Genomic DNA, 22484 nt, shown 5'->3' on the forward strand with positions numbered 1-22484 from the left:
ACAATCAGGCAGCTTGGGGCTGCGGTTCAGCATTGATGGCAGCGGCCAGGATGCGCTCCTGGGTCAGGCCCCGGTTGATAAAGTCGCCACGCAACTGGCCTTCGCCCATGACCAGGACACGATCGCTCATGCCCAGGATCTCCGGCATTTCGGAAGAGACCATGATGATCGCCACGCCGGTGGCGGCCAGGTCGGCAATCATCTTGTAGATGTCGTACTTGGAGCCGACATCGACGCCGCGCGTGGGTTCGTCGAGGATGAGCACCTTCGGCATCGCCAGCACCATCTTCGTGACGACAGCTTTCTGCTGATTGCCGCCCGAGAGGCTGGCAATCGACAGCGCGGGGCTGGCGGTCTTGATGCGCAGGCGCTTGATTTCGCGGTCGACCGTGGTGAGCTCTGCGCCCTTGTCCACGCGTACGCCGCGCGCGTATTGCGCCAGTGTGGCGAGCGTGATGTTCTCGGCCACGCTCATCAGCGGCACGATGCCGTGGCGCTTGCGGTCTTCGGGGACGAGGCAGATGCCGTTGGCGATCGCTTCGGCCGGTGAGCCGACCTTGATCGGCTTGCCTTCCATCGTGATCTCAGCGCTGGAACGGCCAGGGTAGGCGCCGAACAGCGCGGACACCATCTCTGTGCGCCCCGCACCCACCAGGCCGGCAATGCCGAGGATCTCGCCACGGCGCACGGCAAAGCTCACGTTATCCGCGCGCTTGCGGTTGGGGTTGGTGACGTCCCAGCAGGTGACGTTGCGCGCTTCCATGACTACATCGCCCACGGTGTGTTCCACCTTGGGGAAGAGCGAGGTCATTTCACGGCCGACCATCATCGTGATGATGTTGTCGATGGTCATGTCAGCGGCGGGCCGCGTGCCGATGTGCTTGCCGTCGCGGATGACCGTGACGGTGTCGCACACGCGCTTGACCTCGTCTAGCTTGTGCGAGATGTAGACGCACGCCACGCCGCTGCGCTTCAAGTCTTCAATGATGGACAGCAGCACCTCGATTTCCTTGGCCGACAGCGACGACGTCGGTTCGTCCAGGATCAGCAGGCGCGCGTTCTTGGCCAGTGCCTTGGCAATTTCGAAGAGCTGCTGGTGGCCGCTACCGTAATTCATCACGGGCGCGGCCACGTTCACGTCGGTCAGTCGCAGGCGAGCGAGCAGCTGTTCGGCCTTGGCGTGCATGGCGTCGTAGTCCATGCGGCCGCCGGGTTTGGTGATCTCGTTGCCGAGGAAGATGTTCTCCGTGACGGAGAGCTGCTGCACCAGCATCAGTTCCTGATGGATGATGACGATGCCTGCACGCTCGCTGTCGCGCACGGAATGCGCGCGCAGCGGTTGACCTTCCCATTCGATCTCGCCTTCATAGGTGCCGTAGGGGTAGACCCCCGACAGCACCTTCATGAGGGTGGATTTTCCGGCGCCGTTCTCCCCGCACAAACCGACGCATTCACCTGGCTTGACTGCCAGGCTCACGCCGTCGAGCGCGCGCACACCGGAGAACGACTTCACGATGTTGCGCATCTCGAACAGGGTGCCGTTACTGCTCATGGCTGCCTCCTACGCACTACGACTGACGACAACTGCATATCACTGCGACCGGCTTCGACTTACTTGCCGGAGATCTGCTGCTTGGTATAGAAGCCGTCCTTGACGACCACGTCCAGGTTGTCCTTGGTCAGCAGCGTCGGCGTCAGCAGGATGGTGTCGACGTCTTTCTTGCCGTTGTTCAGCTTGGTGGTGAACTTGGGCGCGGTGCCCTTGACGAAATCGACGGCCATTTCAGCAGCGGTGGCGGCGATCTGCTTGATCGGCTTGTAGACCGTCATGGCTTGCGTGCCCTCGGCCACGCGGCGTACGGCGGCCAGGTCAGCGTCCTGGCCCGACACCGGCACCTTGCCTGCCAGCTTCTGACGCGACAGCGCCTGGATTGCGCCACCGGCCGTGCCGTCGTTGGACGCGACGATGCCCTGGATGTTGTTGTTGTTCGCGGTCAACGCATTCTCAACAATGTTCTGCGCCTTGGCGGGGTCCCACTCCGGCGTCCATTGCTCGCCGACGATCTTGATGTCGCCCTTGTCGACGTACGGCTTGAGCACCTTCATCTGGCCTTCGCGTAGCAGGCGTGCGTTGTTGTCGGTCGATGCGCCGCCGAGCAGGAAGTAGTTGCCCTTCGGGGCCAGTTTGACCACGCCCTGTGCCTGTAGCTCGCCCACCTTCACGTTGTCGAAGGTCACATAGCCATCCACATCGGCATTCAGGATCAGGCGGTCATACGACACGACCTTGATGCCCTTCTTCTTGGCGCTCGCAATGGCGTTGCCCAGCACCTTGGAGTTGAACGGCACGATCACGAGCACGTCGACGTTCTGCGAGATCAGGTTTTCGATCTGGGCGATCTGCTTGGCTTCGTTGGCGTTGGCCGATTGCACGTTGACGGTCGCGCCCAGTTTCTTGGCCGATTCGACAAAGTAGTCACGATCGTGCGTCCAGCGCTCGACGCGCAGGTCGTCGATCGAGAAGCCGATCACCGGCGCTTCCTTGCTGGCGTGGGCCGAGGTGGCAGCGAAGGTCAGGACCGCCGCGGCGGCAATGGTGTTCAGTACGCGTGAAAGCATGTAGGTCTCCTTCTTCATTGATGTTGTCATTCAGAACGCTATGCCGGCTGTCAGCCCGATCATGAACGCGTTCTTGTTCTGGCTGGTGCCGTCCGGATGCAGATGTACAGCAGATTAGGACGGTAGTACATCGACGGCTCGTGTGGCTAGCCGCAAGGGCGGCTGGCGCACATGAAGATTCGTCGCCATCACGCACGAGGGGCGCTTTGGTCGGCACGGGCATCCGGTTCACGCGCCGGTTGGGACTGCAGAATGGTCAAAATTGACAGCGCTGTCAATCTCGGGATTTGCCCTAGGGGCTGGAGCAGCACGCGTCATTTCCCCAATGCCTTGCCGCGACGCGCATTGGCCAAAAACTAGGGCAAGTCCCTACATTGACAGCGCTGTCAATCCTGCCCATTCTCCTGTCCGAGCCCGCCACGAGAATCGGCTCGCAACGCACAAAGACAACGCCAAATTGAGGAGACGGAAGCAATGCAAACCAAGACCCCATCCCTTCGGATGACCACGGTGGCCAAGGCCGCCGCTGCGGTGCTGCTGGCTGCCACCAGCGGTCTGGCCGCCGCACAGAGCAGTGTCACGCTGTATGGCCGCGTTGGTGGCGGCCTCGACTACACGAACAAGATTGCGACCGCCAACGGCACCGCCAGCAACCTGCAGTACGGCGGCAACCAGTGGGGGACCAGCATGTGGGGCCTGAAGGGCTCCGAGGATCTGGGCGGCGGGCTGTCTGCCGTGATGAACCTCGAGAACGGCTTCAATTCGGCCTCTGGTTCATCCGATGCGCTGTTCAATCGCTACGCGGTTGTGGGGCTGTCGAGCACCACCTACGGCACGTTGTTGCTGGGCCGCGCCATGGGTATTCCCGATGGCGAGTCATGGTCGATCGATCCGATGGGTCTGCAGAACATGAGCGTCGCCACCCTGCAGATGAATCGCACCTGGGGCTCGCGTCCGAAGGCGATCACCTACAACTCGCCGACGTGGGGCGGTTTCTCGTTCCGTGCGCAGGCCGGTTTGAACGGCACGGCGGGGAATTTCAATTCGGGCAAACAGCTTGCCGGCGCGCTGGCCTACCAGAGCGGCCCGCTGATGCTCAAGGCTTTCTACGAAGAAATTCGTGACACCAACGGGCAGTTCACCAACCTCTATACGGCTTCCCGTTTGTTCACGGCGGGCGGCACGTACCAGATTGGCGACCTCAAGCTGTTCAGCGGTTACAGCCGCATCCAGTCGGGCGGCAAAACCGCGGTGGATGCGGACAACCCGAACGGCGCGACCCTGCAGCAGATGTACTGGTTGGGAGCGAACTATCAGATCAGCCCGGCCCTGACGCTGATTGGCGGCGCGTACCGCGCGAACCGCAATCAAGGCGCCGGAAACGGCACGCTGCTGACGGTGGGCGCCAACTACTACTTCTCGAAGCGCACGCTGCTGTACGGCACCATCGGCACGGTTCTGAATGGCAACAACGCGGCCTTCTCGGTCGAGGCGGGTGGCGGCAAGCCGGCTCCGGGCTCCAGCCAGCAAGGCGTATATACCGGGATCATGCACTGGTTCTGACGCGCTTTTCGCCGTGCTCCTCCGCGCAGATGGCGGCATCGCCGCCATCTGCGGGAGCGCCGCAAGGGAAGGGGCGCGGCGTTTGCTGGTTGGCATTGACCTTGCTCGTGTTGCATGCTGTTTTCTCCCCCTACCCAAGGAGCTGCCATGCAACGCGAAGACGTAACCGATCTGATCGTCCTGCAGAAGATCAAGAAGCAACTGACGTGGGCGCAATTGGCCGAGGTGATCGGCCACAGCAAAGAGTGGAGCACCGCAGCGCTGCTGGGCCAGATGACGCTGACCGAAGCCCAGGCCAAAGCGGTGGGCGTGGCATTGGACTTGCCTGAAGAGGCCGTCATGCTGCTGCAGGTGACGCCGTACAAAGGCTCACTGCCGAGCGCGGTGCCGACAGACCCGCTCATCTATCGGTTCTACGAACTCCAACCGCGAGTAGCCGCCATGGACGCACAACCCTCTACTGTGTAACCGTGGACATCAATCTCCAAAACCTCGGAGGGCCCATGCCCGCCCTCTCCTATGGCAAACGCAACGGATCGGTCAAAGGCGACCACGCCGCCGTATGCCGTGCGGAGTAGCATAGAAATAACCAGCAATACTCAAGCTGATTGCCTTAATTAGGCAATGTAAATGGGTTCTTAGTGATCGAAGTCTGCGTTCACAGCTTCATAATTTGCCTGACAACGGCGGAAGCTCAAAGGTATCGCGGCGAAGGTCAGGCCTCCCTGAATTGACTGGCTCAGAACATACATAACTCAGTCCCGATTTTTCTACGGGGTTATCGCCCTACAAAATGCGGAGGGCGTTTCAAGAAGAAAAGCCAAAGAGGGCACTGCGTTGAGCGCATGGCGAGTGAACCGTTCGCGGAGCTTCCAGCGTCCCGTAAGCAGCTGCTTGCCGAAGGGAGTGTGGGTGTAGTTGTATCAGTAGGAGCTGCTGAAGGGCCTGGATTGGAGCCGAGGTAGTTAATAAGAGGGAGTGCTTTTGTCGGGGCGGACGGGGAAAATATACGAAGGCGTTTCGCAGATAGCTTGAAGAGTTAGGCCGTACCCGTCTGCTTTCGACAAGGAGCGACCGTCCGATGTCAGATTCAGTATGACTGACGACTTGTATAGCAGTTCGTCGGTAGTAGTCTCGGTAGACCAGTATTCGATATCTACCACAACGTGTGGAAAGTCGGGGAGTGCAACCGCCCAAAAAATTTGATACGCACAGAACATAACGGTGAAGCACTGAATCACGCTGAACTGTACAACGACATATTGTGTCCATAGCGTCTTGGCCCGTGTTTCTATTGATGGTCGTTGTGCAGGATGGTGCATTCTGCAGGGGTGAGTCCTTGCACCACGCTTAAGGATGTTGGGACTTTTCAAGTCACCGCAATTTTTTGTGCCTAGCTTGAGTATATTTGCGCCGGCAACTCGTGTTGCTCGAATTAGGAAGAGAATTGGATTTCACTAAGCGGATAGTTGGCTCTTTATGGTCTTGGATTTTTTCAAGACTGCATGCTTCCTGAGTCGAGTTTAGTTAAGAAAAAGACATATGTTGATAAATATAAATTTCGATTGCCCATGTGGGGCGGAAGTGTATCAGGAGGTCCATGTAGATGGGCCGTCTTTTATTGCGGAAAAATATAGCGAAAGCGAAAAGGACTATTATAGGGCTCTCGTTTGCGAAGGGTGTGGGAAGGACTTCGAAGCACGCATTATCAGCAATCTGTATGAAACAACCGTAGAGGTGGATGGCGCCATCGGTCTGACGCACGAGATCGTGATGGACGCAATTCATGAAGACGAGGAAATATCATGGGTTATTGAGTTGACCGAGCAATTAGATAATTTTCGGAAAGTAATGACTGACGTGGTTGCTTTGCTGAAAATTTCGACGGCTGGTGACACAAAAATAACCCTGTTTAACATGCTGTACGCACAGGCGGTGACTGCGGTAGAGGCTTACCTTTCAGGAATATTTATCCACACCGTCGTAAATTCGAATGCTCTCATTCGGAAACTGGTTGAAACCGATCCTGAGTTGTCAAAGCGGCAATTCTCTCTAAAAGAGATTTTTACGCAATGGGAAGGATTGAAGATTCTCGTTGCAAAATATTTGAAGGATCTTATATTTCACGATCTTAAAAAAGTGAAGCCCATGTACCGGGACGTCCTGGGTATCGATTTCGGGGATGTTGGGTGGCTTTTCAAAGCCGTCCTTATTCGTCACGATTGCGTTCATCGCAACGGTGTAGACAAGGATGGGAATCCGACTGGTATTGAGGAGGAGCATGTCATCGATCTAATAAAAAAATGCTCTGCGTTAGTCGCGAATATTGACGAGCAGGTCCAGTATGTTTTGGACGTCACGCCAAATTGAGGGGCACGGCAATCGGTGATGGGTCGATGCATTCCTGGTGGTTAGTTCCCAGGGGATTTTTGGTGAAAGCGTTTAGATTTGTAAGTGCGATCATCGTGACTCGACAAAATTGGGTGATCGATTCCTTTGCGAAAAAGAAGTCCAGTTGGGGGATCTGGATAATGGCAATAGGTCGTTAACTGAAGGAAGCTCGCTGCGCCCGACTAGTTTTTTAAACTTGCTGGCCAGCTAATAGGGTGAAGGTCCAACGCATCTTACGAGGCTGTCCATTCCTGATGTGATGGCCTCGAGACTTCTCTGTTTCAGGATATCCCGAATTTCTGCAATGTTCCCGATATGCAGTTTCGTGTAATCGACGGGTGCACGGTGGATGCTCACGGCTTGGCGGGTTTTGGGCCGACGATTTTTAGTCGTTCCTCAACAAACCGATAGTGCTGGAGCGGGTCATAGGCATTGGGAGCAGCGTGGTGGTGAGGCGCCACAAGGGAAGCACGCGAGTTGCCGTGCTTTGCCACCGGCGTACCGAAACTGCTCCGCCCATGAGCCGTGGTACTTCAAACAACTTAGTAAATGGCATCGATGACCGTTTCCGGTCAGAGGCAGGCTTTTATGGGAATTTAAAAGCTGAGATCACTCCCAACATCCGGCTTGCGGTCCGGTGTGTCCAACCGAACATACTCGGCGCTCAGGAAATCGTCCCTGGGCAATTCTGGTTCTAGGGTCGTAGACATCGCCACACCAGTAAGCAATACAGCAGCCCCCGGGAATTTTCGGATGTAGTCCTTTACAGACTGGACTCCTTTCTCGGAGAAATCTAGTTCGTATCCAAGGAGGTTGCTTCCCAGTCGATCTATCCAATGACGGCCATAGCGATGCAGTTCTCGGTCGAGATTTCCGGTCGTCTCTTCACGCTTTCGTTGCTCCATCAACGCGATCACAAACGAAGTCGGCAGTGCTGAAGCCACTCCTACATTGGAGTTTGTCATGTCGTACAGCAACACGTGGCTCGCTTGGGTGTTCTCATTGATCTTCACCAACTGGTCGAGATCAAGCGCAGCAAATCCGGCCGTCGTACGGTTAGACGTGAAATACTGGCGTTTTGCTTCGTAGTACGCGACCCCTTCCAGAACCGTGTTGTCAGTCAATGCAACGCGGACAAAGACGGCAATGTCGCCGTAAGTCTGCTCCGGCTTGCCGGAATATTTGAGCCCACGCCATTTCACGTGCTGGGCATAGTCCGACCAGATCAGGTGTGTGCCGACTGATTCCAGTTTGAGGAGGAGCTGGCCCGTGATGTTGTTCTCATGCCAGTTGCCGGCAAGCTCGGAGGCGTATTGCTCGCGAATGACCTGCTGGACCAATCCATGTGCCTCGTGCCTCCACGCGCCGAAGGCCGTCTCTTTCTTGGTCATCTGTTTGTTCTCAAATTGATTTAGTGGGCTTACTGCAAGCCTGCGACCTTCTTGGCAGCTGCCCCGCAGTTGCGTTGGGTCTGCAATACAAGATGGTTGCTGCGAGGCCGAGGTCAGCCGATGGGGTTCCCTTAGCGCTGGCAAATGGCATAGATGAGCGGTAAAAAAGTAAGAGCAAGGCCAACGGGCAGGCGAAGCCGCATATCAACCTTGGCGAGCTGGCAGAGGAAGCCCTTGCTGAGTCTTGCGGGCGAAGAGAGATAGGAGAGGTACCACGTCGAGAGATTCAGAGCCGCGAGAGCTGCGAAAAGAATGGGAAAGGCGATGGCATAAAGCCAATACACCTTAGGGGCAGGCGGTGCGGTGATGAACAACTCGGCAACTTGGCCCGCCAGCAGGCCGAAGGAAAGCGCTCCAATCACATAGGTGTTGGCGAAAGCTTCGCTAGCCAGGATCGCCAACAGTTTGGTTTTCGGTGCAATTACCAGCGCGCCCAGAAATGTGCACCCAAATGTGCCGACGACGTTCCACAGATGTGGGCCGATGCCTTCGGAAATCGTGTCGGTGAGATATTTCGTGGACTTGAATTGGCCGAGCCAGCTTGTGGCCCCCACGAAGAGAATCGCAAGTGCCGCCCATGTGAAGAAAGTCCAGAGGGCCGTTTTGAACGAGCTATCGGGCAGCAAATCATTTGGGCCAATCTTTCGGAGTTCGTCGCGAAGGTACGCTTTGATGGTCATGATGTAGCTCTAGGAGGGCGGCGGGAGAGGGCGCCGGTCGCTTGACGTTCACAGGCAGCAATACGGTCCGTCTGTATCGGTGCTGTGCTTCCACAATTCTGATTTATGCTGAAGTTTGACGATTCCGTGTCGACTGGGCTCACTGGCCTAGCGCGCCTCCTCAAATGCTGCGAGCGAAGGCTGGCGCTTCCCAGGGCCTGCTCCCGCAGGCCCTGGACTGACCTAGAGAGCGTTGCTTGCGAGCCCTCCCGTGAGATACGCGAACTGCGAGCAACAAGCACACTCGTTCCGGGCGACTAGAAGCTGTCGCATGTGTGTCGTTGGGGGCTTGAAGGTGTGCTGGGTCCAGCCGTGGCTTTCTGCGATGCCGCCAAGCTCCTTCAGGAGCATCATGAAGCCGGCAATGCCGGCGAACAGTGAAGCAAACGCGAACGGGACGTCTGCGAGTTCGGACTGGCCAGGCAACTGCAACCTGCCTGTTGCGCACAAGGCGGGCAGGACAGAGCGCAATGGCTGACCGATGAACTGCTCATGCGAGATGCCTCCCCATCGAGTTGCCAACTCGGCGGCATCTGCTGCAGTCAGCCCTCGACCACTATCAAGCAGGGCGCGAACGATATGTGGCCGTAGACCTGTTTGCCCGGCGATTTCGGCGACTTCGTCCAGCGGTGTTTGACGACTCTCGATGTAGCCACACGCGAGGCAAGCGTTCCGGTCGATGGGCACGTACATGCCAGCGCCCAGTCGCACCCCTTCGGTCCACATGTTGATGGCACGCTCGGGAAGCTTCAGTGCGGCTTGCCTGCGCGCCTCCGCCGAGTCGAGGCCGACGATCAACCGCGCGATCGGCGATGCATAGCCCCGCTCGGCGCAGTAACTGTTCAGGTCGGTTGCGTGCGGCGACACCTGGAGCGCGGGATGGGCGGCCACCAATCGCGTCGCGACTTTCTCAACCTTCAACTGCTCGAGGCAGCTGCTGCGCATGCCTGCATAGCGCTGGCCGTTCGAACTGCCGTAGTGGTCCTGGTCCACCAGGTGAAAAGAGCCGGAGACCGTTCCTGCCCACCGTTCCAAGACCCACATGAACCCGTGCGTGACAGCACCGACCCCGAACACGTGGGTCTCGCCCAATGCAAGCGGTGCATCGTCAGGAAGATCGGTGATGCCGAATAGCTCGCGCACATCGACTGCCGCATCGAAGATGGGCGACGCCCCAAGGTCTTGCAACTCCTGCTCGAAGATGCAGTGGAAGGTTTGGGCGGCAGCCAAGGCAGCGGCGAAGGTCGGCCCAACCGGATTGCTGCTTGTTGAGCAACTGGCTTCAGGCCCGAGCCAGGCAGTCCACCCGTTCGCGCCCACGCGCAAGGTGCGCTTGGCCGCGATAGGAGAATCGCACGCGATTGCGATGGCAACGTCATACGACCCGGCACAGCCGCTCTTCACACCTTCTCCCGTGGAGCCACCCGATTGGGCGGCTGCAAGGGCTATCGCTTGGACGGTCATGGCGTCGTGGCCGGAGAAATCGACATTCGGCCAAAGCCGCCCGAGCGTATCCGCCAGGGTTGTCGCTAAGAGCTGTCCGGACTGCGGTAGAGGTGTCGTGGGCAGGATCACCGCAATTCGCGCATCCTCGAGCCGCTGCACGAGAGCCGCACTCTTGAACAGCGCCTGCAACGCCTGCGCGTTTTTCTCCCTTGCGCTCATAGCAGCACCATCCTTTCCGCCGCTTCTTGGCGTGACCATAGTCGCCAGTCATCCAGCTCGCGCTCGTAGATGTTTGCGCCTTGAACGAGGCTCAGGCCGCGTGTCCCATAGAACGGGACGATGATGCTCAGCGCCCCCACGTGCCGGACGACCTCCCACTTCCGGTCAAGAGGCGACATCCGTACGTCTGCCCCGGGATGCGTGTGGAGCTGCACCACGCTGCGTTCATTGCGGCGATAGTTGTCCAGCTGGATGCGCTGCAATTCACTGCCGGCGATGTGTACGTACACGCCGTCAGCAGTTTCACCAGGTGTTTGCGCTGGGATGATGCTGCGGGTGATGTTTGCGTTTGTACCGGAGTGCTGCTCGCGGTCGTACGGCGCGGTCCAGATGGCAAAGACTTCGTGCCGCCCCGATAGCATGGCAGCCTCGGTCTGCGCAACGACCGCCGGCGGGATGGCCCATTGTGTGTATTTCATACCCGCATGACTCCCTCGCTGTTCAGGTCCTTCTGGAGCTGAGCGATCAGTTGGGGGACGCTGTACCGCGGATTGTCTCGGAGCGATGCCCATGAGACGTCCTGGTGGCTCGAATGGTTGTGGTACTCACGCCAGCCCTTGAAGCAGAACCAGCAACGCTGCTCGCCGTCGAGACCATTGATATGAAAACCCGCTCCACTAGGGACAGCGTTGCTCCCTTGCAAAAGGGGTGTCCCGTCCGAGGCAATCCACCAACCGCTCACCGGCCGATACGGGAAATCCGTGCCGTCGACGCGTAGGAGTAGCTTGGTGCCGTGACGGCGCCAAGCCAGCTCTACGTCGAGGTACGGGAACGAGAAGCCGACACACTTGATGCCGAGCTTCTCGTACGCATCGGATGAGGTGAGCAGCTGGATCGCGCGTGCGAAGCTGGCTTTGGCCAACTGCGGATGAACGATAGCTGCTTGACCCATGATTAGCCCCCGCCGCCGTTCTTCTTGGTGATGGAGAGAACGTGGCAGTCACGCACGCCAGCGTCCTTCAGCGTCAGATGCGAAAGCAGGGGAGTCGGACCGATATCTACGTCAACCATTTCGAAGTCGGCGACGTGCGGGCGATCATGGGGCGGCAGGCGGCGGCGGATGGCTTCTTGGACGGTGATCATGGCCGGGAAGCGCATCTCGCGCTCTTCGCCGTCCAAAAGCACTTTCACTTCATAGAAGCGGTCCTCATGCGCGCGAGGCACGGTGAAGAGGCTGTCGACGGACTGCAGAATCAGCCGGTCATGGTCTTCGATGATCTCGTCAGCGAGACCATCCAGGTCGCTCCAGAGGTCAACGTCACCAGCATTGACCAACGCCTTAAGCTGATGCCCGCTCATCTTGGCGTGCGGAGGGTGCCCGTTCGCGGGGATGGGCTGACCATTGAGCGTGGCCGCAGGGATCTGGCGCATGATCGGGTTGTCGTCCACGTGCGGCGTGCCGTCGCCGATGCTGAACGCTTCCCCACCACGAATGAAGATCAGGTCCGTCGGAGAGATGGGGATATCTACGTCCCCGGTGACCTCCAGCAGGACTTGCTCGCCTTCGGCGAGGTTGGCCAGTGCAATGATGGCCTGGCCACGGACGGCGCCAGGGGTGACGGACCGCGGCTCGCGGTCAACAACGATTTGTACGCTTTTGGCGGGCATGAGCCCCTCCATACGAGAAGTAACTCTTTCTGCACCTGGCCAAAAGCCACAGCGCAGTACAGGTTTTCCCCATGAAGGATTGACGTACGGGTGCACATGCCACGACACTCTAGGTTCCTACACCGGACGAGCGTTCGCGCAAGTTCACTCAGGGGGTCAGTCCTTACGGGTCTGACCCCTTGTTTCATTCAGGGCCAGCACTTCAGCGCCTCCTTTGATGTTGATGGCGTTGACCTGAACGTCAATGATGTAAACGTTCTGAGCGAAGCATACCACACGCCATGCGGCAAAGTGAAGCACTCGGTAGTCAAGAGTGCTGCTTTGCGTCGTGCGCCCAGTAAATCACATGTGGGCTGTTACACATGTTAATGTCAATGTTGTTGACATTTAACTGTTTGACGATATACTATTGTGTTAAAAACAGGGTGCAGAAATGATTGACGAGCAAGGGCTCTACCGACACGTCGGAGAGCGGCTGCGCGCGCTGCGGGAGCAGCAGAGAGGGGTTCGTGGACGGTTGACCCAGGGTGAGCTTGCTTCGCAGGTGCGGCTCGAACGTACTTCCATTACGAACATAGAAAAGGGCGTCCAGAAGGTGCCTTTGCACGTGCTATTTCGTATTAGTGAAGCGCTGGGGGTTGCAGTAACAGAGCTGCTGCCAACCGTTGCCGAGGTGCAGTCCGCGGCCGATACAGTGGCGACAGAAGAGGTCACTATCGGCGAGCGAGTAGAGATGGTGCCTCCTTTGGTGAAGCAAGCAATTGAGTCCGTACTTGGACACGACAAATAACATGCGCTCACACACATCCGAGTCCATTGAGCAAGATGCGGAGCTCTTACTCCGCCAAGCGGGCGTGCGATCGGCTCCAGTCGATCTCAACCAGATCGCAGAACACCTAAAGGCGAAGATCCACTACCAGACAATGGAGGATCAGGTGTCTGGAGTGCTCATCGTGAAAGGTGGCGATCGCCATATCTTGATCAATGCTGCACATCACCCCAATCGTCAGCGATTCACGATAGGGCATGAACTCGGCCACCTCGTGCTGCATGATGGGGAGGGAGATCAGCTATTTGTGGATACCCAGCTTCGCGTTTATCAGCGTGTGGGTGAGCCAACTTCAGCGGCGTATAGTCAGCCATCATCGGGTACAACTCCTCAGCAGGAGCGAGAAGCCAACATGTTTGCTGCGGCTTTGCTGATGCCCGCAGCCATGGTTAGGTATGCAGCTTTGGGGCGAGATCTTTGGGATGAGGCGGGCGTGGCAGCTCTATCGACCATGTTCGCTGTCAGTGAACAAGCTATGTCCATTCGACTGCAGCAGTTAAAGGTGCTGGAGTTGATGGACAACGAGGTGCTCGTAAGCGCTTGATATGTGAGCGGAATCGAGGCGCCGTAGCAAGGTATCTCTTTCTCTTTTGTACTTTCCCAATCGAAATTTGATCTGCTGGGGAAGCGTGCGCTTTTCTTATTGGCCGCATAGCGCTGTGCACATCGACAGCAGTCACTTCGAGTTTGCCTAGTTGAGCTTGTTCTGCAGATTCTGTTGTGTGGCGCACTCTGGCAGAAGCTCTTGTATTCATGGCTCTGCGGGTAGCAGCCATACACGCCGTTCTCCAAGCGGTCAATTTGGAGGAGGAACCCATGTCTCTGAGTCAGTGGAAGCCGCTACTGGTACCAACTCTCAAAAGAATCTCGCGGTGGACTTACGCGCTCGGCTTCTTGGTACTGCTGCTTTATGTTTTCCTGGCCATCCTCGCACGAGAGACTCCGGATGCCACGCCCGCACTCGCATCGCAGGCGGTGCAACTCCTTATTCCGGTGATGTTGATTCATGTTCTGGCACGCATTGGTGCTCGCGCATTGGAGTCCTAGGTTTTCGCGCGGGTTCTTTCTCTCTGGCTGCGTGGGCCTCATATCCATGCGGCGGCTCCTGACAACTTGAAATCGGATTTGCGTTGCATCGGGAGCGCTAAGTAGCGGCGCGGGTACGGGCCACCTGTGCGGCGGTGAGAGACCGCTGACAAACTGCCCCCACGTCGCAACCGAACTAGCAAGACAGATCCGGTGGTTGCTTACCTCTGATCGTCGTTTGCTGGCGGCTCATAATGTGGCAACTCCCATGGTGCCTTGCCGCTCCATTTGCGGTAGACCCCTTTTAGCCGCTCTTGACGGTAGCCTTCGAAGTCATGGTGGTACATGCAACCGTACCGGTCCTCACTCTGGACGACAGGACATTGTCCTAAGCGCATCCACGCGCGAAACTCCGTACGGAATGGCTCAGGGATGTCGATGAGACGGACATAGTGCGTTTTATCAGGCGCCACTCGCGCAATACGCAAATTGCGCAGCACATCCAAATCAGCCTTCATGGCGTGTTTTGCTCCTGCATTGTCTTGCTGCTTTCATCTCGCTGGGCTGCTTAGCGAACGCAACAGGGGTGCAACAATGTCTCCTACGCGCTCCTACAGGCAAGCAGGCGCTATTTCGCGGTGACGGGATGATCGCTCCTGACGCTTGCCAGCGCATCCGAAGGAGACCTGTCTCGCGGGACACGATGGTGACACTTGTGAAGCACTGAGCGAACCCGAAGACGTTGCTGTGATGCTGGCAATGACGCAAGTCCAATTAGCATCTCTGCTGCGGAGCGCTCCCCGACAATAGAAGGAGTCTCGCCTGCTTGGTTCGTCTCCGCGCCAGTGAAACGGTCACGTTCGTGCATCGCAATCTCAGTGTTGTCCATTAGCCGGCACCTTGGGTTGTCACGAGTGAGGCGGCTATGCTAGCGGGCCGCAGCTTCATAGCCGAGCTACATCGCACGTTCCCTTTTTGGTGGTGTGCCGCCGTCCAGGGAAGCTGTCCTTAAAGAAACCAGTTCGCCTGCTCTTGGCTCGTCGAATATCAGTTCATTTATTAGATCCGGTGGTACGTCTTCAACGAGTCCTCCGTACAGGCAGGGCTTCATTTCACCTCTATCTGTTTCGTACCAAAACCACGGCATATTGTCCTCTCGGTCGAATCGATTGCGTTCGCGCCAAATGCCGGTAAGTCGACTAAGTTCCACCCGTCGTCCGTCTGGCGTTCTGTCCAGAACGTAGACGGAAACAGTACTCAGATTCAGTTTGGAAACTATCGCCAAGAGCGCAGCAGGTCCGTCAACAAACCAACTGTCTGGCAGTTGCACGTCTGTGTTTGCCTCTCTTTCTGCGACAACTAGGAAACTGGGTGCCTCATCTGTCCACGCCACGCACCGCCAGGTTTGATAGGGGTGAGCAAGCGCTCGCCTAATTGGATGGGAGTCTTCCCAGATCCTATCTGTCAACAGCATTTCCTCTTCCTTCACAACAACACGCGGGTTCTGCTTTAAGTTGATGAACCCAACATAAAATGTTGACACCCAACATTTTGTGATGTTACCAGAATGCTCCAGGGAGGCGACGATTTGTGTTGATGATCAACACAGGATGTCGCCTCCGTGGCTGTGCGTTCCAAACTCTCCGATGCAGCACAACTAGGCCAATTCCTTGCGGCCTTGCGTTCTAGTCATGGTCGGACCCAGGAGCAAGTAGCTGAGCTCCTAGGGGTTGACGTGGAGACAATTAGCCGGATGGAGCGAGGTGCCACGTGGCCAACGCTACCTCGGTTAATGTCCTTGGCTGACCTATACAATGTCTCAGTTGGCTCGCTTCTCCAGCAACGTTCGCCACGGTCGAAGGACATTGCAGAGGAATTGGAGAACCAGCTTGCTCGCTTGACAACAGAGGACCAAGTTTGGGTCCGAGAGTGGGTGACGGAGCTGTGCAATCGTCTGGCCGCAGGTTCCCAGCCTGTTCGGCCGATGAAGAAGCAACGGCGCTAGACATGATGTCAGGCTTGCTCCAAGCAGTGCCGCGCTAGAGCGAGCGTTGACAGCGGATATCTGCATACAGACGACGCATCAGCCTTCGCCCCATACGGACCTCCGTGATTAGATGTGTTGCATTGACCGGTTGAATCCGCAGCCGGAAGCGGACATACACCTCTGTCGGCGCAAGCGGTCTAGGCGGCCAACTCTTCCGCCTGCCACAGGGAACCAGCTTTCGCGGCAACTGGGTCAATCGCCTCAATTTCGCCCAGGGGTGGCACAGCGCTCTGACCTTCGGTGGGCGCCCACCTGGCGCGCGCCCCCATATGCGTTCATGATCACAGTCCTGACCGGCCCAGTAGCACGCAGTGATATGCCGTGATGAGTCCCATCATCGCAAAGTCCCAGTGACTCAGCTCATGGTGCGGTTAGCAAACCAACCGCAACCAATCAATTTCTTACGGTAAAACACTTCTCCATCGAAAGGCGTCTCAGGTGTGAGCTTCTCCACTGCGGCCAGATATTCGGCAGGTGGGACATAGCCATGGATTTCGATGTAGTGAAGCAACAGTAGGGGGAGAAGCATAAGTTTCGCTCGCTCCGGGGATCCAAGGTTCCGAAGCCACTAGCACTCGGCCGTTGCGCCCTCCGAATAGCGGCATGGCGGCCTTGTTGGCGTTGGGCGCTTGCGTCGACTTCAGGACTGCGGCGTGGATGGTGGTGTCGCAGGCGAGGAATCGCCCATGGCCGATGCGGCTTCCTTGATGAGCGAGCGCAGCCAGCGCAGGCCAAGGTCGGCACTGCGATGCTTGTGCCATTGCATGGATTGCTCCATCCGCGGAATGCGTACCGGCACGGGGCGAATCGCAATGGGCAGGCTGCGGGCGGCCTGCGTGGCAAGCCGGCGGTGCATGGTGGCAATCCGGTCCGTGCCGACCACCAGATGCGCCGGCGCCATGAAGCTGAACGTGGTGGTTTCTATCCGCCGCACGATGCCCAGCTTATGCATGAACCATTGCTCCAGCGAGGAGTGCTCATCGCCCGGCTGCACGACGATATGGCCCGCGGCCATGTAGCGTTCGGCGGTCAGTTCGCCCGTGGCCAGTGGGCTCTCGTCCCACAGCACGCAGCAGAAGGTTTCTTCGAAGACGACCTCGGCGGGATGCTCGGCCGGGCAGTATTCCTTCGGAATGATGAGCAGGTCGACTTCGCCGCGTTCCAGCGCACGCCCGGGGGAAGCAACCTGCGGGCGCAGTTCAAACCGGACGCCGGGTGCTTGCCGATACGCGAGCCGCAAAAGATGCGGCATCAGGGTCAAGGTGGTGTAGTCGGAGACCAGTAACCGGAACACACGGTCCGACTGCCGTGGCAGGAAATCCGGTTGCGCGGCCACTGTGGCATCGATCCGCACCAGGATGTCGCGCACGGGGTCTCTCAAGCCTTCTGCCCGTGCCGTCAGTTCCATCTTGCGGCCGACCTGGACGAGCAATTCGTCGTCAAAGTATTCGCGCAGCCGCGCCAGCGCATTGCTCATCGCGGCTTGGCTCAGGTGGACCTTCTCTGCGGCACGGCTGATGTTCTGCTCAGTCAGAAGCGCATCAAGCGCGACGAGCAGATTCAGGTTGAGCTTGTTGAAGCGCATGGGCGCCGTCTCCGTTCAAGGTCTTCTCCCGACGCGGTCAGGGCAACCCTGCGAGGCGGTGTTGTGGTGCCGCGCTAGGGTTTCCCCTGAAAGTATTCAGGGCGCCAATACAGCGGATGGAAACAATCAATTTGAGCGATCCGCGCGGGCATCTTAATCTAAACCCGTTCCGCCGCACCACTGAATTTGCGGTGCGTGAGTCGGGATGATGTGTGCCCGAAATGCGCTACGGCTACAGCTTCATTGCGCGCATTCCACGACATAAGAGACACCCAAAAACGAGGTGTCGAAAGTGAGGAGACAACATGACCAAACACCTGGCCGCGGCGTGTACTGCCGCAGGCTGCATGACGCTGGCCGCGCTGGCGCCGAGCACTGCAAACGCGCTGGAAAACGGCGTCTCGCCGTATCCAGCAGGCGCTGCCGCGACGAGCATCGCGGCCATGCCGCCGATCCCAGGGCTTTTCATGCTGGAGCAGTTCAGTTACAGCACTTCCAATGGGATCTACGACAACAACGGAAACAAGCTGCCTGTGCCGTTCAGCGCGTCTGCGCCATCGCTGACGACACGTCTTCTGGCGTCGTATCCGGTGACCGTGCTTGGCGCAGGACTGTACTCACAGCTTGTCATGCCGGTGGTGTTCCTACACACCGACATTGCGGGCCAGAGCCAGCGCCACAACGGCTTGTCGAACATCACCGTGTCGCCCGCCATCTTGAAGTGGTCCGTGACACCAAACCTGGCCATCGTCACCGGCCTCGATATCGCGCTTGAGACGGGCTCATACAGCCCCACCCACCCGAGCGTTGCCGTGGGCTACACGTCGTGGCAGCCCGTGTTCTCCTTCCGCTACAACGTGCCCGACGGCGTCAACGTCGGCATGACCAATCGCCTTCTCATCAACCAGAAGAATAGCGATACGGGATACCGCTCTGGCACGGCCTATGTGGCCGATTTCACGGCGGGCTGGAACTTCGGCAAATGGAAGGTCGGCGTGGTGGGCGGTTACTTGAACCAGTTCACCGACGACAAGGTGAACGGCACGACCATCGCCGGAAACCGTGCTCGCAGTCTCGCGCTGGGGCCGTCCGTCGCCTACGACGGAGGCGCCTTCAGTATCAACCTCAATTATCAGCAAGGGGTGTATGCGGCCAATACGTCAAAGAGCAACACGGTGTGGCTAAACATCGCCATTCCACTGTGGGCAAAACCGCCTGGCCCTGGCAACGGCATCTAACAACGCATCAAAGGAATCGGGATGTTCCGCTATTTCCCCACGAACTACGTCTGGAACCTGTCCGTCGATCTCGCCATCGAGATGGGCGCGCGCATCGGCGAAATCGAAGAGATGTGCGCACCGCTGCAAGAGGCCGCCAAGCAGCCCGATGCCGCCGGTACGCGCGCGTTTCGCGAAACGTGGTCGCGCATGGCCGACAAGCTGTGCGAACTGGCCGAGGAGGACGAAGCCCGCGGGCGCGTGCTCTCGGCCGGCGACAAGTACAACCGTGCCGCCACGTACTACCTCACCGGCGAGCGCCTGCAGGCACATGGTGCGGAGGGCCGCTTGGAACTCTACAAGCGCTTTCTCGATGTGTTTGCCAAAGGCATTGCCGCAACGGGCGAGAACTGTGAACGCGTGGAGATTCCGTACGGCGATGCCCATCTCTCTGCGCTCTACGTGCGCGCGGAAGGTGTGACGGGGCGCGCCCCGATTCTCGTGCAGATCAACGGCCTGGATTCGACCAAGGAGATGAAGTACCGCGTTGGACTGCCGCAGTGGCTGGCCCGGCGTGGGGTGTCGTCGCTCGTGGTCGATCAGCCCGGTACAGGCGAAGCCCTGCGCCTGCACGACATGCATGCCGTCTACAACACCGAGGTGTGGGCCAGCAAGATCGTCGACTGGCTGGAAACGCGTGATGACGTGGACCCGAAGCGCATCGGCCTGGAAGGCGTTTCACTCGGCGGGTACTACTGCCCGCGCGCGGTGGCGTTCGAGCCGCGCTTTGCGTGCGGTGTGGTTTGGGGCGCCAACCATGACTGGCGCGACGTGCAGAAGAAGCGTCTGGCGCGCGAGGGTAGCTTCCCCGTGCCCCACTACTGGGAACACGTGTGCTGGGTGTGGGGCGCCCCCGACATGGACGCCTTCATGCGCATTGCCGAGAACGTGCACCTGGATGGCGTGTTGGACCGCATTCGTGTGCCCTTCCTCGTCACGCACGGGGAGAAGGACTCGCAGATTCCCGTGCAGTGGGCGCACCGCACGTACGAACAGCTCATCAACAGCCCCAAGCGCGAGCTGAAGATCTTTACGGACCGCGAAGGCGGCGTGCAGCACAGCAGTTTCGACAACTCGGCCAATGCTGGTGCCTACATCGCCGACTGGGTCGCAGAAACACTGGGCGGCAGGACAGCCCCTTGATCACCAACCCATGACCGATAGGACATCCATGAACATCATCGGACCCGATGCACTGCTGTTTGGCGTCGACGATGTTGCTGCGTGCGCGCAATATCTGACCGACTATGGCTTGAAACCGGTTGGCGTTACGGCCGCCGGGGGGCGCTTCGAGGCGCTGGACGGCACGTCTATCCGCATCGCGCACAAGGACGATGCGTCCTTGCCGCACTCGCTCGGCACCGCCAGCTTCCTCCGCCAGACCACCTACGGCGTGGCCGACCCGCAAACGCTGGAGGCGATTGCCGCGGAGCTGCAGAAAGACCGCCCCGTCGAACGCCATGCAGATGGCTCCATCCACACCGTGGACGATGCAGGCTTCGCGCTGGCGTTTCAGGTGACGGCACGTCGTCCGCTGGAATTGCCGGCTGAACGCGTCAACGCACCGGGCGCACCTGCACAGCGGCCGGCGAACGTTGTCGGTGTGGACGGCGATGCCGTGGTGCGGCCCCGCACGCTGTCGCACGTCGTCTACTTCGTTCCGGATGCCGCAAAGGCGGAGGCGTTCTATGTGAAGCGCCTCGGCTTTGTCTGCACCGACCGCTTTGTTGGCGTGGGGCCGTTCCTGCGCCCGGCCGGCACGCTGGACCACCACACGCTGTTCCTGATTGAGACGCCGCCGTTCATGAAGGGCTGCGAGCACTTCACCTTCCACCTGGGCGGTCCGACCGAGGTGATGCAGGCTGGCGCTCGGCTGGTCGAAAAGGGCTATCAATCCTTCTGGGGCCCAGGACGCCATCGCTTCGGCTCCAACTGGTTCTGGTACTTCAACAGCCCACTCGGCTGCCATGTGGAATACGACGCCGACATGGACTTGCACGATACCGACTGGATCGCACGCGAAGCGCCCATGGGGGCGGACACCTCGCAACTGTTCCTGTTCCAGCACCGCGAGAAGTGGGCACCGGGCGGCCCGCCGGCACCCGGGGCCGCGCACGCATCCTGACCGGGTAGAACTCAGCCATGTCCGCGTCCAACCCCGTACCGCTGTGCCAGTTGCATGATTTGGTCGATGGCCGCTCGCGTGGCTTTGACCCGCGCAGCATCGGCCGGGACACAGTGTTCGTGGTGCGGCGTGGCGAGGCGCTGCATGCTTATCGTGACGCCTGCCCGCATCACGGTGGAACGCCGATGGCATGGCGAAAGGATGCCTACCTCAATGGCGACGGCACCCGCATCGTCTGCCATGCGCATGGCGCGCAATTCGATATCGGCTCCGGCGTTTGCGTTCTTGGCCCCTGCCTGGGACAAGCGCTTGAGCCCGTCAAGGTTGCGGTGGCCGAAGACGGCACCGTGCTCTTGATGCAAGACAACAAGGAGACACCACAATGACATCCCCAGTGCACAAGATCCTCATCATCGGGGGCGGCTTTTCCGGCATGGCTGCGGCCATCCAGTGTGCCAAGCTCGGCATGCAGATCGACATGGTTGAGATTGATGCGCAATGGCAGGCCTATGGCGCTGGCATCAGCATCGGTGGCCCCACGCTGCGCGCCTTGAAAACCATTGGCGTGCTCGATGCCTTCCGCAAGCGCGGCCACTGCGGCGATGGCGTCAACTTGTTCACATCGAGCGGCCAGGCGCTGGGGCAATTGCCCACGCCGCGCGTGGCGGGACCGGACGTACCGGGCGGCGGTGCGATCATGCGCCCGGTGCTGGCTGACATCCTGGCCAAGGCGACAGTCGCTGCAGGCGTGAACGTACGCCTGGGCTGCACATTCACCACGATTGAGCAGCGCGCCGACGGTGTGGAGGTTGCCTTTACAGACGGCACACAAGACCGCTACGACCTGGTGATCGGCGCCGATGGCTTGTATTCGAAGGTGCGCGAGGCGGCATTTCCTGACGCGCCCACGCCGCAATACACCGGCCAGGGTGTTTGGCGCGCTGTGGTCCCTCGCCCCGCCGACATCAGTTGCGCGACGATGTGGCTCGGGCAGAAGGTCAAGACCGGCGTCAACCCGGTTTCGCAAGACGAGATGTACCTGTTCGTGACCGAAGACCGCGAGACGAATGAGTACATCGACCCGCAGCGTTGGCCGCAGATGCTGGCAGATCTGCTCGCGCCGTTTAGCGCACCGTTGATGCAGACCATCCGCGGGCAGATCTCCGCACAGTCGCTGATCAACTATCGCCCACTGGAAAGCTTGCTGATGCCACGTCCATGGTTCAGCGGCCGCATCGTGCTGGTTGGGGATACGGTCCACGCCACGACGCCACACATGGCGGCAGGTGCTGGCATCGGCCTGGAGGATGCCATCGTGCTGGCCGAAGAGCTGGAGCGTGCCACCACGCTCGACGCGGCGCTGCAAGCCTTCCAGGACCGCCGCTGGGAGCGCTGCCGTATGGTGGTGGAGAACTCCGGCCGCCTGGGCGAGATCGAGATTACCGGCGGCGACAAAGCCGAGCACGCTCGCATCATGCGCGACACCCTCATGAGCCTGGCACAGGCCATCTGACACGGC

22 protein-coding genes and 1 pseudogene are annotated in these 22484 nt (G+C 59.0%); 12 read left to right on the plus strand and 11 right to left on the minus strand.

Annotation, left to right across the window (positions count from 1 at the left end):
- Positions 1-4: 4 nt before the first annotated feature.
- Together ACS7SF_RS22810 and xylF are read right to left on the minus strand one after the other, a co-directional pair.
- A complete protein-coding gene (locus ACS7SF_RS22810) occupies positions 5-1552 on the minus strand; it encodes a xylose ABC transporter ATP-binding protein (protein ID WP_439894392.1) in 1548 nt (515 codons plus the stop codon).
- A gap of 59 nt (positions 1553-1611) precedes the next feature.
- The gene (xylF, locus tag ACS7SF_RS22815; protein WP_439894393.1) at positions 1612-2619 is read right to left on the minus strand and encodes a D-xylose ABC transporter substrate-binding protein; all 1008 of its coding nucleotides are present in this window, start codon (positions 2617-2619) and stop codon (positions 1612-1614) included.
- Positions 2620-3093: 474 nt separating this feature from the next.
- On the opposite strand from xylF, the gene ACS7SF_RS22820 reads away from it, so the two are divergent.
- The 3 genes and pseudogenes from ACS7SF_RS22820 to ACS7SF_RS22830 all read left to right on the plus strand — a co-directional run bounded on the left by ACS7SF_RS22820 (position 3094) and on the right by ACS7SF_RS22830 (position 6552).
- Entirely contained in the window at positions 3094-4182 is a 1089-nt protein-coding gene (locus ACS7SF_RS22820) for a porin (RefSeq protein ID WP_439894394.1), read from the plus strand.
- 147 nt (positions 4183-4329) lie between these two features.
- Positions 4330-4605, plus strand: a pseudogene (locus tag ACS7SF_RS22825) (cyanase); the annotation flags it as partial.
- 1161 nt (positions 4606-5766) lie between these two features.
- Entirely contained in the window at positions 5767-6552 is a 786-nt protein-coding gene (locus ACS7SF_RS22830; protein WP_439894395.1) for a hypothetical protein, read from the plus strand.
- Between the two features lie 617 nt (positions 6553-7169).
- On the opposite strand, the gene ACS7SF_RS22835 is transcribed toward ACS7SF_RS22830, so the two are convergent.
- From ACS7SF_RS22835 to ACS7SF_RS22860, 6 genes are all read right to left on the minus strand, one after another.
- Positions 7170-7964 (minus strand): hypothetical protein, encoded by a 795-nt coding sequence (locus ACS7SF_RS22835; RefSeq protein WP_439894396.1) that lies wholly within the window; start codon positions 7962-7964, stop codon positions 7170-7172.
- 131 nt (positions 7965-8095) lie between these two features.
- Entirely contained in the window at positions 8096-8704 is a 609-nt protein-coding gene (locus ACS7SF_RS22840) for a hypothetical protein (RefSeq protein WP_439894397.1), read from the minus strand.
- 222 nt (positions 8705-8926) lie between these two features.
- Positions 8927-10408 (minus strand): ThiF family adenylyltransferase, encoded by a 1482-nt coding sequence (locus ACS7SF_RS22845; protein WP_439894398.1) that lies wholly within the window; start codon positions 10406-10408, stop codon positions 8927-8929.
- The gene (locus ACS7SF_RS22850) at positions 10405-10887 is read right to left on the minus strand and encodes a hypothetical protein (protein WP_439894399.1); all 483 of its coding nucleotides are present in this window, start codon (positions 10885-10887) and stop codon (positions 10405-10407) included. Before ACS7SF_RS22850 ends, ACS7SF_RS22845 begins: the two co-directional genes overlap by 4 nt.
- Positions 10884-11360, minus strand: a complete 477-nt coding sequence (locus ACS7SF_RS22855) for a hypothetical protein (protein ID WP_439894400.1) — start codon at positions 11358-11360, stop codon at positions 10884-10886. Before ACS7SF_RS22855 ends, ACS7SF_RS22850 begins: the two co-directional genes overlap by 4 nt.
- Positions 11361-11362: 2 nt before the next feature.
- Positions 11363-12076, minus strand: coding sequence for a hypothetical protein (locus ACS7SF_RS22860; protein ID WP_439894401.1), 714 nt, complete (start codon positions 12074-12076; stop codon positions 11363-11365).
- Between the two features lie 433 nt (positions 12077-12509).
- Here ACS7SF_RS22860 and ACS7SF_RS22865 point away from each other — a divergent pair, with 433 nt between their 5' ends.
- The 3 genes from ACS7SF_RS22865 (at position 12510) to ACS7SF_RS22875 (ending at position 13952) form a co-directional block, all read left to right on the plus strand.
- Positions 12510-12866 (plus strand): helix-turn-helix domain-containing protein, encoded by a 357-nt coding sequence (locus ACS7SF_RS22865; RefSeq protein ID WP_439894402.1) that lies wholly within the window; start codon positions 12510-12512, stop codon positions 12864-12866.
- Positions 12850-13449 (plus strand): ImmA/IrrE family metallo-endopeptidase, encoded by a 600-nt coding sequence (locus ACS7SF_RS22870; RefSeq protein ID WP_439894403.1) that lies wholly within the window; start codon positions 12850-12852, stop codon positions 13447-13449. Before ACS7SF_RS22865 ends, ACS7SF_RS22870 begins: the two co-directional genes overlap by 17 nt.
- Positions 13450-13721: 272 nt before the next feature.
- Positions 13722-13952 (plus strand): hypothetical protein, encoded by a 231-nt coding sequence (locus ACS7SF_RS22875; RefSeq protein ID WP_439894404.1) that lies wholly within the window; start codon positions 13722-13724, stop codon positions 13950-13952.
- Between the two features lie 200 nt (positions 13953-14152).
- Here the strand turns inward: ACS7SF_RS22875 and ACS7SF_RS22880 are convergent, their stop codons facing one another.
- Positions 14153-14449, minus strand: coding sequence for a hypothetical protein (locus tag ACS7SF_RS22880; protein ID WP_439894405.1), 297 nt, complete (start codon positions 14447-14449; stop codon positions 14153-14155).
- A 1109-nt stretch (positions 14450-15558) separates the two neighbouring features.
- On the opposite strand from ACS7SF_RS22880, the gene ACS7SF_RS22885 reads away from it, so the two are divergent.
- Positions 15559-15936, plus strand: coding sequence for a helix-turn-helix domain-containing protein (locus ACS7SF_RS22885; RefSeq protein WP_439894458.1), 378 nt, complete (start codon positions 15559-15561; stop codon positions 15934-15936).
- Positions 15937-16333: 397 nt separating this feature from the next.
- On the opposite strand, the gene ACS7SF_RS22890 is transcribed toward ACS7SF_RS22885, so the two are convergent.
- The gene (locus tag ACS7SF_RS22890; RefSeq protein WP_439894406.1) at positions 16334-16507 is read right to left on the minus strand and encodes a hypothetical protein; all 174 of its coding nucleotides are present in this window, start codon (positions 16505-16507) and stop codon (positions 16334-16336) included.
- Positions 16508-16618: 111 nt separating this feature from the next.
- A complete protein-coding gene (locus ACS7SF_RS22895; protein ID WP_439894407.1) occupies positions 16619-17563 on the minus strand; it encodes a LysR family transcriptional regulator in 945 nt (314 codons plus the stop codon).
- A 305-nt stretch (positions 17564-17868) separates the two neighbouring features.
- Here ACS7SF_RS22895 and ACS7SF_RS22900 point away from each other — a divergent pair, with 305 nt between their 5' ends.
- The 5 genes from ACS7SF_RS22900 to ACS7SF_RS22920 are packed head-to-tail and all read left to right on the plus strand — an operon-like array spanning position 17869 to position 22478.
- A complete protein-coding gene (locus ACS7SF_RS22900) occupies positions 17869-18801 on the plus strand; it encodes a SphA family protein (protein WP_439894408.1) in 933 nt (310 codons plus the stop codon).
- 21 nt (positions 18802-18822) lie between these two features.
- A complete protein-coding gene (locus tag ACS7SF_RS22905) occupies positions 18823-19983 on the plus strand; it encodes an alpha/beta hydrolase family protein (RefSeq protein ID WP_439894409.1) in 1161 nt (386 codons plus the stop codon).
- A 28-nt stretch (positions 19984-20011) separates the two neighbouring features.
- Positions 20012-20965: a VOC family protein gene (locus ACS7SF_RS22910; RefSeq protein ID WP_439894410.1), complete on the plus strand. Its 954-nt coding sequence runs from the start codon at positions 20012-20014 to the stop codon at positions 20963-20965.
- 17 nt (positions 20966-20982) lie between these two features.
- Positions 20983-21351, plus strand: a complete 369-nt coding sequence (locus ACS7SF_RS22915; protein ID WP_439894411.1) for a Rieske (2Fe-2S) protein — start codon at positions 20983-20985, stop codon at positions 21349-21351.
- Positions 21348-22478, plus strand: coding sequence for an FAD-dependent oxidoreductase (locus ACS7SF_RS22920; RefSeq protein ID WP_439894412.1), 1131 nt, complete (start codon positions 21348-21350; stop codon positions 22476-22478). The genes ACS7SF_RS22915 and ACS7SF_RS22920 overlap by 4 nt, the downstream gene beginning before the upstream one ends.
- Positions 22479-22484 lie beyond the last annotated feature (6 nt).

Source organism: Ralstonia sp. 25C, from assembly GCF_051904805.1.
In the GTDB taxonomy this organism is placed as follows: domain Bacteria; phylum Pseudomonadota; class Gammaproteobacteria; order Burkholderiales; family Burkholderiaceae; genus Ralstonia.